The 13,686-nt window shown below is 67.3% G+C and carries 11 protein-coding genes and 1 tRNA gene; 8 read left to right on the top strand and 4 right to left on the bottom strand.

Translation table 11 applies throughout. The annotated features are described in order from the left end of the window. Positions 1–84: 84 nt before the first annotated feature. The 8 genes from AC1DN2_RS02675 to AC1DN2_RS02640 all read left to right on the top strand — a co-directional run bounded on the left by AC1DN2_RS02675 (position 85) and on the right by AC1DN2_RS02640 (position 8,548). On the top strand, positions 85–864 hold the full coding sequence (locus AC1DN2_RS02675) for an FtsB family cell division protein (RefSeq protein ID WP_476849110.1): 780 nt from the start codon (positions 85–87) through the stop codon (positions 862–864). 66 nt (positions 865–930) lie between these two features. Next, positions 931–1,728 carry a DUF501 domain-containing protein gene (locus tag AC1DN2_RS02670; protein WP_476849109.1) on the top strand — a complete coding sequence of 266 codons (798 nt, stop codon included), beginning with the start codon at positions 931–933 and terminating at the stop codon, positions 1,726–1,728. Beyond that, the gene (locus AC1DN2_RS02665; RefSeq protein ID WP_476849108.1) at positions 1,725–2,684 is read left to right on the top strand and encodes a Ppx/GppA phosphatase family protein; all 960 of its coding nucleotides are present in this window, start codon (positions 1,725–1,727) and stop codon (positions 2,682–2,684) included. Before AC1DN2_RS02670 ends, AC1DN2_RS02665 begins: the two co-directional genes overlap by 4 nt. A 66-nt stretch (positions 2,685–2,750) precedes the next feature. Further along, entirely contained in the window at positions 2,751–4,163 is a 1,413-nt protein-coding gene (locus AC1DN2_RS02660) for a S8 family serine peptidase (protein WP_476849107.1), read from the top strand. 38 nt (positions 4,164–4,201) lie between these two features. Beyond that, positions 4,202–5,704, top strand: coding sequence for an NAD(P)/FAD-dependent oxidoreductase (locus AC1DN2_RS02655; RefSeq protein ID WP_476849106.1), 1,503 nt, complete (start codon positions 4,202–4,204; stop codon positions 5,702–5,704). Between the two features lie 125 nt (positions 5,705–5,829). Next, on the top strand, positions 5,830–6,774 hold the full coding sequence (locus AC1DN2_RS02650; protein ID WP_476849105.1) for an N-acetyltransferase: 945 nt from the start codon (positions 5,830–5,832) through the stop codon (positions 6,772–6,774). A gap of 32 nt (positions 6,775–6,806) precedes the next feature. Beyond that, a tRNA-Leu gene (locus AC1DN2_RS02645) sits at positions 6,807–6,880 on the top strand. Positions 6,881–7,198: 318 nt separating this feature from the next. After that, a complete protein-coding gene (locus tag AC1DN2_RS02640; RefSeq protein WP_476849104.1) occupies positions 7,199–8,548 on the top strand; it encodes an ABC transporter substrate-binding protein in 1,350 nt (449 codons plus the stop codon). Positions 8,549–9,083: 535 nt separating this feature from the next. Here the strand turns inward: AC1DN2_RS02640 and AC1DN2_RS02635 are convergent. The 4 genes from AC1DN2_RS02635 to AC1DN2_RS02620 are packed head-to-tail and all read right to left on the bottom strand — an operon-like array spanning position 9,084 to position 13,218. Continuing rightward, positions 9,084–9,857: an ABC transporter ATP-binding protein gene (locus AC1DN2_RS02635; RefSeq protein ID WP_476849103.1), complete on the bottom strand. Its 774-nt coding sequence runs from the start codon at positions 9,855–9,857 to the stop codon at positions 9,084–9,086. Next, positions 9,854–10,960, bottom strand: coding sequence for an ABC transporter ATP-binding protein (locus AC1DN2_RS02630; protein ID WP_476849102.1), 1,107 nt, complete (start codon positions 10,958–10,960; stop codon positions 9,854–9,856). The genes AC1DN2_RS02635 and AC1DN2_RS02630 overlap by 4 nt, the downstream gene beginning before the upstream one ends. Beyond that, positions 10,957–11,925 carry a branched-chain amino acid ABC transporter permease gene (locus AC1DN2_RS02625; RefSeq protein ID WP_476849101.1) on the bottom strand — a complete coding sequence of 323 codons (969 nt, stop codon included), beginning with the start codon at positions 11,923–11,925 and terminating at the stop codon, positions 10,957–10,959. Before AC1DN2_RS02625 ends, AC1DN2_RS02630 begins: the two co-directional genes overlap by 4 nt. 9 nt (positions 11,926–11,934) lie before the next feature. Next, positions 11,935–13,218: a branched-chain amino acid ABC transporter permease gene (locus AC1DN2_RS02620; RefSeq protein WP_028277361.1), complete on the bottom strand. Its 1,284-nt coding sequence runs from the start codon at positions 13,216–13,218 to the stop codon at positions 11,935–11,937. Positions 13,219–13,686 lie beyond the last annotated feature (468 nt).

The following is a 13,686-nucleotide window of genomic DNA, read 5'->3' as shown; positions in this document are numbered from 1 at the left end:
AGCCGCGAAAACCGGTAACCGGTGGCTATGGTTGAAAGACCATGGCCACCGGTTCTTTTTTTGGTCCGTTTTTGAAGGAGTGACATGGCAACCCGACGCCCCAATGTTCCCCGGGCTACGCCTGCCGCCAAGGCTGCTGCTGCCAAGCCTGCGGCCACGGGTCTGGGGGCAGCAGCCGACGGCGGCGAGGTGATCCAGGCGGACTTTGGCGGCGCCCGCAGCGGCGGGGCCGCGCCGGCCGGCGCTGCGCCTGCCCCGCCACGGGTATCAGCTCACACAGGCAAGCCGGCCCCGGGCAGCACCGGCGCCGGATCTGCGGCCAGAGCCCGTCCCACAACAGCCCCGGCAGGAGCACCGGCAAAGCCCGAGACCCGCCCGGCGGCCGGGAAGGCCGGCGCCAAGTCCGGCGGCAAGGCCGGCGGCAAGACCCAGAACCGGACCGCCGCAGGGGGTCCGGACGAATCCCTGGACCCCGTGCCCGCCAAGGCGTTCTCGGGCCGGCTGCTGGCCCTGGGCGTCGTCATGATTGCCATCACCATCCTGCTGGCCCCCACGGTCAAGATCTTCCTGGACAAACGCGCCGAAATCGCGGCGCTGCAGGCCGATATTGCGGCCAAGCAGACGAAGCAGGAGGACCTCAAACGCCAGGTGTCGCGGTGGCAGGATCCCAACTATGTGAAACAGCAGGCCCGCGACCGCATTAACATGGTTATGCCCGGAGAGACGGGCTACTGGGTATTCGGCAGCGATCTTCCTGCCGCGCAGTCCGGTGGCGCGGCGGGTGCAGCATCAGCACAAGACCCGGCCAACCTGCCCTGGGTGGACGCCCTCTGGGAGTCCATCAGGCGATCGGCAACAGACTAGAAGCGGCGCCCGCCGCCGGGATTGTCCCGCGGACAATCCGGAACAGGGCAGGAAGGTGCCACTCCCGTGGACGAGAACCGAGTGGACCAGAACCGAGCAGCCGAGAACAACGACGGGGCCAAGACCCCGGCACCACGGCACAGGGCAGACGCCCCGGAGGGCTCCCGCCAGCCGTCGCCGCACGATCTCGAGGTCCTCAGCCGCCAGTTGGGCCGGCCCGTGCGCGACGTCGTCGAAATCCCGGCCCGCTGCGTCTGCGGAAACCCGCTCGTCGCCGCCACGTCGCCGCGGCTTAGCAACGGTACGCCGTTCCCCACCACGTTTTACCTCACCCACCCGGTGATCACGTCGGCGGTATCGCGGCTGGAGGCCGCCGGGCTGATGAACGAAATGAACGACCGGCTCGCTGCCGACGCCGGCCTCGCGGCCCGGTACCGGTCCGCCCACGAGGCATATCTGGCCTCCCGTGCCGAGATCGGCGCGCGCTCCGGCATCGGGGCCGTTCCCGAAATTGACGGCGTCTCCGCCGGCGGAATGCCGACCCGCGTCAAATGCCTGCACGTCCTCGTGGGGCATTCGCTGGCGGCCGGCCCGGGCGTGAACCCGCTGGGGGATGAATCGATCGCGGCCATCGCCGAGTGGTGGACCGTGGAGCGCTGTTACTGCGGCGGCGCCTGGGATACCGGCGGGGAGGCCCCGTCCCGGGACCTCAGCCGCCATGGCCCCCAAGGCCTGCCGGAGATCGTGGGCCGGCCCGCACCGGTCCGCAAGTCCCGCGTCGACGCCGCCGGCGCCGATAACACGGCCGCCACCGCCGGTGCTGCTGAGACGGCCGGTACCACCGGCACGGGGGAGTCCAAGTGACCCGGGTCGCGGCCGTAGACTGCGGCACCAACTCCATCCGCCTGCTGATCGCAGATGTGAGCGCAGACGGCGCAACAGGGCCGGCCACGCCACGGCTGACCGACATCGTGCGGGAAATGCGCGTGGTCCGGCTGGGCCAGGGCGTGGACTCCACAGGTGAACTGGCCCAGGAAGCGCTCGAGCGCACCTTCGCCGCGACCCGGGACTACGCTGCCCTCATCCGCGAGCACGGCGCCGAAAAGGTGCGCTTCGTGGCCACCTCCGCCACCCGCGATGCCCGCAACCGCCAGATTTTCGTCGACGGCATCCGCGACATCCTCGGCGTCGAACCCGAGGTGATCACCGGCGACGAGGAAGCCGCGCTGTCCTTCGCCGGCGCCAGCAGTGTCCTGCCCTCCCGCGGGCAGGACCCTGTGCTGGTGGTGGACCTCGGCGGCGGCAGCACGGAGTTCGTGCTCGGCAACGCCGACGGCGTCATCGCCGCCCGCTCGGTCGACGTCGGCTGCGTCCGGATGACCGAACGGCACCTGCGCAGCGATCCGCCCACCGCGGATCAGATCGCAGCGGCAGAGGCCGACGTCGACGCCGCCATCAGCGAGGCGGCACAAACCGTTCCGCTGGAACGCACCACCGCCGTCGTCGGCGTGGCCGGCTCCGTCACCACCATCACGGCGCACGCGCTGCGCCTGCCGGAGTACTCACCGGCCGCGATCCACGGCACCGAACTGGACCTGGACGCGGTCCGGAAAGCCTGCACCGAGCTGCTCGAAATGACCCGGGAGGAGCGGGCCGCGCTGCCTTACATGCACCCCGGGCGGGTGGACGTGATCGGCGCCGGTGGACTGGTCTGGCGGCGGGTCCTGCAGCGCGTGGCCGAGGTCACCGGCGGGCGCATCACCACGGCCGTGAGCAGCGAACACGATATTCTTGACGGAATTGCCCTCAGCATCCGATGATCCCGCCCCAGCAGCCGTGCCCCAGCGCGCGCCCGTGCCGCTGGTGCATCCGCCGATAGGACCTGAATGACCAGAGCAACAGCCCGGCGCCGCCGGACCGCCTCCGCGTTGATGGCCTTGGCCCTCGCCGGCGGGGCGTCCACGGCGGCGCTGACCCTGGCCGCGCCCGCCCACGCCGACTCCTGGCGGGACAAGGAATACTGGCTCGCTGAGTCCGGCATCACCAAAGCCTGGGACGTTTCCAAGGGAGCCGGGGTCAAGGTCGCCGTGATTGACAGCGGCGTGGACGGCCGGCATCCGGATTTGGGCGGCGTGCTCGCTGGCGGCGCGGACATTTCCGGCGCCGGCAAGGCCAACGGCCAGGAGAGCATCGGCGCCAAACCCGAACACGGCACCCTCGTGGCCACCATGCTCGCCGGTCGGGGGCACCAGGCGCCCGAAGCGACTGCCAAACCGAGCGCCAGCGCCTCTGGCCCTGCCGCCGGCCCGGCCGCTGGACCTGACGGGGTTGTCGGCGTCGCCCCGGAAGCGCAGCTGCTGTCCGTCTCCACCTGGCTCGGTTCCGCCAACCCGGGCGGCAAGAGCGACCAGGACCAGATCCCGGAGGCAGTGCGCTGGGCCGTGGACAACGGCGCCCGCGTCATCAACATCTCCCTCGGCAGCACGTCGCCGGAATGGCCGCAGAGCTGGGATGCGGCATTCCTCTACGCCGAACAGAAGGACGTCGTGATCGTCGCCGCCGCGGGCAACCGGGTGGGCGGCAACGTCCAGGTCGGCGCCCCGGCCACCATCCCCGGCGTCTTGACGGTTGCAGGCCTGGACCGCACGGGTGCGGCCAGCATCGACTCCTCCTCCCAAGGCATCAGCATCGGCGTCGCAGCTCCCGCCGAGGACCTGGTTGGCGGCCTGCCCGGCGGCGGCTACGCCGACTGGGCCGGCACCTCCGGAGCCACGCCCATCGTGTCCGGCGTCGCGGCCCTGATTCGCTCCAAATGGCCCGAGATGTCCGCGAGCCAGGTCATCAACCGGATCGTCACCACGGCCAAGGACGCCGGGGCGCCAGGGAAGGATCCGATCTACGGTTTCGGCGTGCTGAACGCCGAGGCCGCACTCAAGGCCGATGTCCCGGAAACCAAAGTCAATCCGCTGGGGTCCATTTCGGACTGGATCCGGGTCCACCGGCGCGGAAACCTCGCCACGACTGCCTCTGCCGCGGAGCCCGCGCCCTCCAGCGCTGCCCCCACCCTGCCCGAAGCGACCGTGCCCGTCGCGGAGAAGCCGTCCCAGCTGGACAGTGCCGTGCCGGCCGCGGTGGTCCTGGGCTTCGGAGCCCTGCTCGTGGTAATCGTTGTGGCCGCCGCGTTCCAGCTGCGGGCCGCCATGCGCACGCCGCCGAAGGACGGCCCGGACGGGCCGGACGGGACCGGCAAGGCCGAACCCGAGGCCGTCAATCCGGTGGATTCCAGCAAGCCGTCATAGTTAGTGAAGGTTTTCACAAACTACTGTATTCTTGAGATATGGCATCCTCCCTTCAGCTCCAGGACCGTCCCCGGGTACTCGTCGTCGGCGGCGGGTACGTCGGCCTGTATGTAGCCCTCAAACTTCAGAAAAAGATCGCGAATGCCGGTGGCATCGTCACCCTCGTGGATCCGCTGCCCTACATGACCTACCAGCCCTTCCTGCCGGAAGTTGCCGGCGGCAACATCGAGGCGCGCCACGCAGTCGTCTCGCACCGCCAGCACCTGAAGCAGACGGAACTCATCCAGGGCCGCGTCACCTCGATCGACCACGCCAACCGCACGGCAGTGGTCGCACCCTCCGACGGTGGCCACACCTTCGAGATTCCCTACTTCGACGTCGTGCTTGCCGCCGGCGCCATCACCCGCACGTTCCCGATCAAGGGCCTCGCGGACAAGGGCATCGGCTTGAAGACCATCGAAGAGGCCGTCGCCCTGCGCAACAAGGTTCTCGAGCGGATCGAGACCGGCTCCCTCATGACGGACCCCGTTGAGCGCGCCCGCGCCCTGACGTTCGTCGTCGTCGGCGGCGGCTTCGCCGGCATCGAGTGCATCACTGAAATGGAAGACCTGGCCCGCGCCGCGGTCAAGAACAACCCGCGCATCAAGCAGGAGGAAGTCCGCTTCGTCCTGGTCGAGGCGATGGGCCGCATCATGCCCGAGGTCACGGCATCGCAGGCCGAATGGGTCGTCGAGCACCTCCGCAGTCGCGGCATCGAGGTCCTGCTGAACACCTCCCTCGACAACGCCGAGGGTTCCCTGAAGCTCATCAACCTCCCGGACAAGAGCCCGGCCCAGGAATTCGAGACCGACACCCTGGTCTGGACTGCCGGTGTGCAGGCCAACCCGATGGTCCGCTCCACCGACTTCCCGCTCGAGCCGCGCGGCCGCGTCCGCGTCCTGGCCGATCTGCGCATCGCAGGCGACGAGGGCATCATCGAGAACGCCTGGGCCGCCGGCGACGTCGCTGCCGTCCCCGACCTCACGGGCAGCGGCCTGCCGGACGGCACGTGCGTGCCGAACGCGCAGCACGCGCTGCGCCAGGCCAAGCGCCTCGCCAAGAACCTGTGGGCCTCCCGCTGGGACAAGCCGCTCAAGGATTACAAGCACAAGAACCTGGGCGCCGTCGCCGGCTTCGGCGAATGGAAGGGCGTGGCGAACATCAACCTGCTTGGCCGCATCGGCCTCAAGGGCCCGCTGGCCTGGCTGGCACACCGTGGCTACCACGGCATGGCCATCCCCACCGTGGAGCGCAAGATCCGCGTGATCTCCGGCTGGATCTGGGCCTTCTTCCTGGGCCGCGACACCACGCAGCTGATGGATCTGGACAACCCGCGCGGCGCCTTCGTGGCCGCAGCGACGCCGGCCCCGAAGCCTGCCGCTGCTCCCGTTGCCGGCACGCCTGCGGATGCTGCCAAGAACGACACCGCGAAGAGTGGCACTGCCAAGAACGACACTGCCAAGAACGACACCAAGGAAGCTGTTCCGGCCGACTCCAAGTAGCCTGATCCGAGCCTTCGACGGCGGCTGTTCCCCTCAGGGGGAGCGGCCGCCGTTTTCGTGGCGGGCAGCCGCCCCAGCGCGCCGGGAGCGGGCAGGAGCGCGGGACCCGCGCCTAGACTGGCTCCATGACAGCTGAAAAGGACCTGCACGCCCTCCTGGCCACCATGCACCCCGAACTGCGCGAGGGTGAATACGTCTACGCCCTGTGGCCGCACGGCAAGCCCCTGGCCGGGGCCATTGCGGCCGCCGTCCGTGAGGCGGAAGGGCTGACCGTCGTGCTGCCGCGGAACGAAGCGGACAGCCTGGGGCTCTCCTACGACTTCGTCGCGGCCTGGATCACGCTCCAGGTGCACTCTTCGCTTGAGGCGATCGGCCTCACGGCAGCCGTCAGCGCGGCCCTGACCGAGGCGAAGATCAGCTGCAACGTCCTTGCCGGCTTCCACCATGACCATCTGCTGGTGCCGGTGGCGGACACCGAACGGGCGCTGGAGGTACTGCACGAGCTCGTCGCGGCCAACGGGGTGCACAAACCGGCACCGGAACTCGTGCTGCGCAGCGAGGAACCGGCGGACCGTCCAGCCATCCTCGCCCTCACCGCCGCCGCGTTTGCCATCTCGCCCGCCACCGGAGAGCACATCGACGGCGAACCCGAGGAAGTGAAGCTGCTGGCGCGGTTGTTCGAGTGCCAGGAATACCTGCCGGCCTTCAGCATCGTGGCCGAACTCGACGGCGAAATCGTGGGGCATGTGATCAGCACCCGCGGATGGGTGGACGGGCTGGAGCTGCTCGGCCTCGGGCCGATCGGGGTGGTGCCGCGGCTGCAGCGCCACGGCATCGGCACCGCGCTCATGAACGAGACCGTGGCGCGGGCCAACACCGCGGGGGAGCGGGGGATAGCCCTGCTGGGCAGCCCCGAGTACTACTCCCGCTTCGGCTTTGTTCCGTCCACCTCGCTCGGGGTGGCGCCGCCGGAGGCAGGCTGGGCCGCGCACTTCCAGTTGCTGCCGCTCGCCGTCTGGCCCGGCGGCGTGAGCGGCACCTTCCGCTACGCGGATCCTTTCGCGGGCTGATCCGCCCGGCGACGGGATACCATTGACCGGGCGCCCCAGTAGCCCAATTGGCAGAGGCAGCGGACTTAAAATCCGCGTGTTGTGGGTTCGAGTCCCACCTGGGGCACTGAGCTGCGCGCCGCCCTGCGGCGCCCGACAGCCGGGTGGCCCTGACCCCCGGCGTTACCAGGCCCCTCGCACGGGCTTGTCCCACGCACGTGCTTGCCCTCGGGGTCGCCTGACCCGGGCAGCCGTTCCGGGCCGTCGCCCCCGACAAAACAGCCGCCGCAAACCATCCAGATTTCCTCTATGCAACGAGTGTTATAAGGATGTGACCGTAGTCACTTATTTTCACGTCGAAATTGCACTAGCTTGAAGTGGAATCAGGAACACCTGATCTTTCGCGTCAAAGGCCGTTCGCACCTTTAGATCGAGGAGCTTGTACATGACTTCACTCCCCCGGGTTGCGCCCCGCGTCGCTAAGCTCACCGTGCTTAGCCTCGGCGTCGCCCTTTTGGCTACGGCTTGTGGCGGTTCACCCGCCCCGAGTTCGTCGGGATCCAGCTCAGCCGCGGCCGCGGGAATCGCGTGCCCGGCACCCAGCGCCACCGGTGGCGGTACCAGCGCCGCCGGCGAAACGGGCACTGTGCCCGCCTCGGCCACCACGACCCCCACGCCCCTGAAGATCGGCTCGCTCCTGCCGACGACGGGTTCGCTGGCCTTCCTCGGCCCGCCCGAAATTGCAGGTGTCAACCTCGGCATCAAGGAGGTCAACGATGCCGGCGGCGTCCTGGGCAAGCCGGTAGAGGTCATCCACCGTGACTCCGGCGACACCAAGACCGACATCGCCACCCAGTCCACCACGGCACTGCTCGGACAGGGCGTCAGCGCAATCGTCGGCGCCGCCTCCTCGGGTGTCTCCAAGACCGTGATCAACCAGATCACCGGTGCCGGCGTCGTCCAGTTCTCCCCGGCGAACACTTCCCCGGACTTCACGGCGTGGGATGACAAGGGCCTCTACTGGCGCACCGCGCCCTCGGACGTGCTCCAGGGCAAGGTCCTCGGCAACTACATGGCCACCTGTGGCGCCCAGACGGTCGGCATGATCGTCCTGAACGACGCCTACGGAACCGGCCTTGCTAAGAACGTCCAGGCAGCTTTCGAGGCGGCCGGCGGCAAGGTTGTGGCCCAGGAGCTGTTCAACGAAGGCGATTCCCAGTTCAGCAGCCAGGTGGACAAGGTTCTGGCCGCCAAGCCGGATGCCATTGCCCTGATCACCTTCGACCAGGCCAAGAGCATCGTTCCGCTGATGACGGGCAAGGGCGTCAAGCCGACCCAGATCTTCATGGTGGACGGCAACATGTCCGATTACAGCAAGGACTTCCAGGCAGGAACCCTGAAGGGCGCCCAGGGCACCATCCCGGGCACCTTCGCCAAGGAGGACTTCAAGAAGAAGCTCCTGGCGATTGACCCGGCGCTGAAGGACTACAGCTACTCCGGCGAGTCCTACGACGCAGTGAACCTGATCGCACTGGCGGCTGAGGAAGCCAAGAGCACCAAGGGCACTGATATCGCGGCGCACCTGAAGGACGTCTCTGAGGGTGGGGAGAAGTGCAACACCTTCCCGAGCTGCGTCACCCTGCTTCGCAACGGTAAGGACATCGACTACGACGGCCAGTCCGGCCCCGTAACGTTCTCCGACGCCGGCGACCCGACGGAAGCCTACATTGGCATCTACGAGTACCAGGATGACAACACCTACAAGCCGGTCAAGGAAGAATTCGGCAAGCTGTAAGCCGCTTCCCCTCGACTAACAAAAGACCCCCGTCCAGTCCGGACGGGGGTCTTTTGTGTGCGGGGGACCGGGGCCGGAGCGTCAGGACCGCGGAACCGGACGCGATTGCGGAACCGGATTCGCGCTGCGGATTCGGACAGGGGCGGCGCGGATCCGAGGTGCGCCGGTCCGGAGCCGGTGCGAAAACAGGACATGAGGACGCCAGGAGGGGCCGGCGTCGTGGTGTCGACATCCGAGGTGCCTTGGCAGCCACGAGGTGCGGGGAAAGGGCTGCCGTGGCCGTGCGGCGGCTGCGGAACCGGATTCGCGCTGCGGATTCGGACGAGGGCGGCGCGGATCCGAGGTGCGCCGGTCCGAAACCGCCGCGAAAACGTAGCTCAACCGAAGGGCGACGGAGGCCGAGCAAGTGGCTGCGGGGGCGGCCGGAGGCGACTGGAGATGCCGTCGGCCCACGGAATGTTGTAGCCCGCCGCCGGGCACGCAGAAGGGCCGCCACCGGCTGGTGACGGCCCCTGTGGGGATACTGCCCGAAGCGCTATTCGACAGTGTCTGCGAGCGTCCCCAGGTAGAGCTGGATGACCTTGGGATCCTTCATGAGCTCCCTGCCAGTACCGGTGTACGCGTCCTTGCCCTGGTCCAGCACGTAGGCGCGGTCGCAGATCTGCAGGCAGCGGCGCGCGTTTTGTTCCACCATGATGACGGAGACGCCGGCCCGGTTGATCTCGTGGACCCGGAGGAAGGTCTCATCCTGCTTGACAGGGGAGAGGCCCGCGGAGGGCTCATCGAGCAGCAGAACGGCCGGGTCCATCATGAGGGCCCGTCCCATGGCGACCATCTGGCGTTCGCCGCCGGAGAGCGAGCCGGCCCGCTGAGCGCGCCGTTTGGCGAGCTCCGGGAACAGTTCGGAGACAAAATCGAACCGTTGGGCGAAGTCCTTGGGCCGCTGGAACATGCCCATCTGCATGTTTTCCTCGATGGTCAGGGCGGCGAACACGTTGTTGTTCTGCGGAACGAAGCCGACGCCCTTGCTGACCAGCTTGTTGGCCTTGAGCCCGGTGATGTCCTGCCCGCGGACCACTACCGAGCCGGAGTGGACCTTGACCAGGCCGAACATGGCCTTCAGCAGCGTGGACTTGCCGGCGCCGTTGGGGCCGATGATGCCGATCAGCTCACCCTTGCGGGCTTCGATGCTGCAGCCGTTGAGGATATTGACGCCGGGGATGTAGCCGGCCACCAGATCGGTGACCTTTACGACCGAGTCGCCATCGAAGGCGGGCTGGGCGGCCGGTGCCGCGCTGGTGGCGCTCATTCTGTGTCCTTCTCTGTGCGGTTCGGCTCTTCGCCGAGGTTCGGTCCTTCGGCGCTGCGGCGGCCGCGCGTCGTCCCGTTCGGCTCCGACTTCGCCGCCTCCTCCGCCTCGGTAGCGAGGACGTCGGCGGAGATGATGCCGGCGTTTTCAGTGCCGACAATCGATTCCTCGTCAGCGACCAGCTCCGCGGCCAGTTCCTTGATGCCCTCGGCGTCGCCGAGATCGACGTCGTGGTGGGCGCCGAGGTAGGCGTCGATCACGGCGGGGTTCTTCATGACTTCGGCGGGGGGCCCTTCGGCCACGATCTTGCCCTCTGCCATCACCACCACCCAGTCGGCGATGTGGCGGACCATGTTCATGTCGTGCTCGACGAACAAGACGGTCATGCCCTCGGCCTTGAGGTTCTTGATGTGGTCCAGCAGCGACTGCGTCAGCGCAGGGTTGACGCCGGCCATCGGTTCGTCGAGCATGACCAGCTTGGGCCGCACCATGAGGGAGCGGGCCATTTCCAGCAGCTTCCGCTGCCCGCCGGACAGCGACGCCGCGTAGTCGTCCCTCTTGGCGTCCAGTTTGAACTTCTCCAGCAGCACATTGGCTTCCTGGGTGATCTTCTTTTCCTGGCCGCCCCAGATGCCCTTGAACAAAGCCTTGGACAGCCGTTCGCCGGACTGGCTGGAGGCGCCGAGGCGCATATTCTCCATGACGGTGAGCTTGCCCATGACCTTGGTGAGCTGGAACGTACGCACCATCCCCATCCGGGCAACCTTGTACGAGGAGACGCCGGCGATGTTGTTGCCCTCGAACTGCCATGTACCCGAGTTCGGGGTATCGAATCCCGTCAGCAGGTTGAACAAGGTGGTCTTGCCGGCGCCGTTAGGGCCGATCAGTGCGGTGATCTTGTGCCGCGGGATCTCGAGGTACTGGACGTCGACGGCGTTGATGCCGCCGAAGGTGCGGGTGACGTTTTCTGCCACCACGATCGGATCACGCTTCTTGCAACCGGGCGCGATCTCGCCGGCGGCGATCGGACGGTTGTCCGTCATGTAGTCGATCTCTTCCGACGCGCGGGGTTCGTCCCGTGACTCTTCGCTTGGAATGCTCATGCGAATGCCAGCTCCTTCTTATTGCCGAGAACGCCCTGGGGCCTGAAGATCATCAGCAGCATGAGCGCCACGCCGACCAGGATGTAACGCAGCTGCCCGGCCTGGACCGTGTTCAGCCACGTGATGGTGCCGGACTCGATCAGGCCGTAGAGGATGCCCTGGGTGAGCGAGAGCACCACCCAGAAGATCATCGCGCCGACCACGGGGCCGAGCACAGTGCCGAGCCCGCCGAGCAGCAGGCAGGTGTAGAGGAAGAACGTCAGTTCCGTGCCGTAGTTGGCAGGCTGCACCGCGCCGCGGGGAATCGTGAAGATCATGCCTGCCAGGGCACCGAGCGCGCCGCCGATGATCAGGGACTGCATCTTGTAGGCGTACACGTTCTTGCCGAGCGAGCGGACGGCGTTCTCGTCCTCGCGGATGCCCTTGAGTACCCGGCCCCAGGGGCTTCGCATCAGCAGCCAGACCAGGGTGCAGAAGAAGGCCACAACTGCCCAGGCGACCACCCGGATGAAGAAGTCGCGGTTGTTCATGCCAACGTACGTCCCCGGCGGGAAGGGGTTCATGGCGTAGAAATCGCCCTCGAAGGCGGCCAGGCCGTTGGCCGAGCCGGTGACGGCGGTCAGCTGGTTGGTCGTGACGATGTAGCGCACGATTTCGGCCGCCGCGATGGTCACGATGGCCAGGTAGTCCGCCCGCAGCCGCAGCGTCGGGATGCCCAGCAGCAGGGCGAAGATGGCGGAGGCGACGACGGCGATGAGCAGTCCGACGAAGAACGGCACATGGAACGTCAGTGTGGAGATGGCGAAGCCGTAGGCTCCCACTGCCATGAAGCCTGCCTGGCCGAAGTTGAGCAGGCCGGTGTAGCCGAAGTGAACCGCGAGGCCGAGGGTGGCCAGGGCGTAGGCAGCTGTCGTCGGGCTGAAAAGTTCGCCGGCGGCGCTGGAAAATATGAATCCGAAGTCCATGGCTGTCTCCTAACCCACGCGCTCTTTGCGGCCCAGAATGCCCTGAGGGCGGAACAAGAGGACAACAATCATGATGAACAACGCTCCCACGTATTTGAGGTCGGCTGCGAGGCCGAACACGGTGGTCAGCTCAACGAAGATGCCGACGATGATGGAACCGACCAGGGCGCCCCAGACTGTGCCGAGGCCGCCGAGGGTGACGCTGGCGAAGATGAGCAGCAGGATCTGCGAGCCCATGTCGAAGGTGACGCCGGGACGGTAGTAGGCCCAGAGGATGCCGCCGAGGGCGGCGAGCATGCCGCCGACCACCCAGACGATCCGGATGACGGAGTCGACGTCGATGCCGGAGGCCGCGGCCAGCGCCGGGTTGTCGGCCACAGCACGGGTGGCCTTGCCGAGACGGGTCTTGAGCAGGACGACGCCGAGGGCTGCGATCACGACGGCGCTGACGAGGAGGGACAAGAGGTTGTTGGGGGAGATGGAGATCGGGCCGATCAGGATTTCCACGCTCTGGGCGAACGGCAGTTGCTGGGTGGCGCCGCCGAAGTAGAACTGGATGATGTAGCGCACGGACAGGGCGAGGCCGATGCTGACGATCATCATCGGAACAAGTCCGGTTCCGCGGCGCCGCAGGGGTTTCCACAGGCCCGCGTCCTGGACGTAGCCGAACAATCCGCCGCCGATGACGGCCAGGATGACGGCCAGCCAGAACGGCAGGTGCATCTGGTTGAAGGCGAACACCAGCACCGCGCCGAGGGTGACCATTTCACCGTGGGCGAAGTTGGTAAGGCCGGTGGTGCCGAAGATCAGGGACAGGCCCACGGACGCGAGGGCGAGCAACAGGCCGAAGCTCAGGCCTGCCACCAGCCGGTTGAGCAGGTTTTGCATGAAGTTCTGCTGCTCCACGACAATGCCCTTGCCAAACGTGAAGATCACCGAGAGGTTTGAGGTCTGGCTGAAGGTGACGTTGCGGGGGTTCTCCTGGCCCTCGGCCAGTTTGATGCCCTGCGGAAGCGTGGACTCATCGAGTTTGACCTCGTAGGTTCCCTGGGTGGGGACGCCGATGGTCCAGGCGCCGTTGGCTCCCGATTTCGTGGTTCCCGTGAAATCGCCGCTCGTGGCGGTGATGGTCACCCCGGGGATCGGTGCGCGGTCGTCGCCGCGCAGGAAGCCGCTGATGCTGTTCGTGAACTGGGTGGCCGACGGGGATGGTGTCGGCGAGGGGGTCGTGGCGCTGGACGCCGGGGCCACGATGAGCAGTAGCGCAGCCGTGGCTGCAAATACTGACCCCACAGCCCTCAATAGTCTGCCGCGCCGTCTCTGCGACAGGCCGCTCGTTGTGCTTCTCAAATTGAAAACCTCCACATGGGGGTGCTGTGGGTTGCGCCTTTGCAACCCTTGCGAACGGTCAGGGGACGAGCGTCTGGCATTACGATCATGTGTTGTGATGTCCGTCACCCTGTGTGGCCTATGCTACAGCCCGGGGGGGCCAAAGAATGCCGCTGCGAGCAGGGAGAACGTCGCGATCGGGTAACAACCGTGTAGCGCCGCCGACACCTTGCTGTAGCCCAGCTAAAGAAAACTTTTGTTGATTCCGAGTATGCCTAAACAGTGGCCTGCCCGGTCCCCAATTCGCCGGGCCGCCCGGGGCTGGCGCGGGCGGCCGGGCACGTCCGCTCCGGCCCGCGTCACCGCCACCCCCAAGCTTTTTCCAAGCCCGCCGGCGTTATGGTGCGAAGAGCGCCAGAACCCGAGTCCGTT

It is taken from the genome of Arthrobacter sp. 01L42, from assembly GCF_056400005.1.
The sequence above is the reverse complement of the archived record's forward strand: the minus strand, read 5'-3'. Positions and strand labels throughout refer to the sequence as shown.

Excerpts from the sequence above, each read along its gene's own strand:
- AC1DN2_RS02675 (WP_476849110.1), top strand. The coding sequence starts at position 85 with ATGGCAACCCGACGCCCCAATGTTCCCCGGGCTACGCCTGCCGCCAAG.
- AC1DN2_RS02660 (WP_476849107.1), top strand. The coding sequence starts at position 2,751 with ATGACCAGAGCAACAGCCCGGCGCCGCCGGACCGCCTCCGCGTTGATG.
- AC1DN2_RS02655 (WP_476849106.1), top strand. The coding sequence starts at position 4,202 with ATGGCATCCTCCCTTCAGCTCCAGGACCGTCCCCGGGTACTCGTCGTC.
- AC1DN2_RS02650 (WP_476849105.1), top strand. The coding sequence starts at position 5,830 with ATGACAGCTGAAAAGGACCTGCACGCCCTCCTGGCCACCATGCACCCC.
- AC1DN2_RS02640 (WP_476849104.1), top strand. The coding sequence starts at position 7,199 with ATGACTTCACTCCCCCGGGTTGCGCCCCGCGTCGCTAAGCTCACCGTG.
- AC1DN2_RS02635 (WP_476849103.1), bottom strand. The coding sequence starts at position 9,857 with ATGAGCGCCACCAGCGCGGCACCGGCCGCCCAGCCCGCCTTCGATGGC.
- AC1DN2_RS02630 (WP_476849102.1), bottom strand. The coding sequence starts at position 10,960 with ATGAGCATTCCAAGCGAAGAGTCACGGGACGAACCCCGCGCGTCGGAA.
- AC1DN2_RS02625 (WP_476849101.1), bottom strand. The coding sequence starts at position 11,925 with ATGGACTTCGGATTCATATTTTCCAGCGCCGCCGGCGAACTTTTCAGC.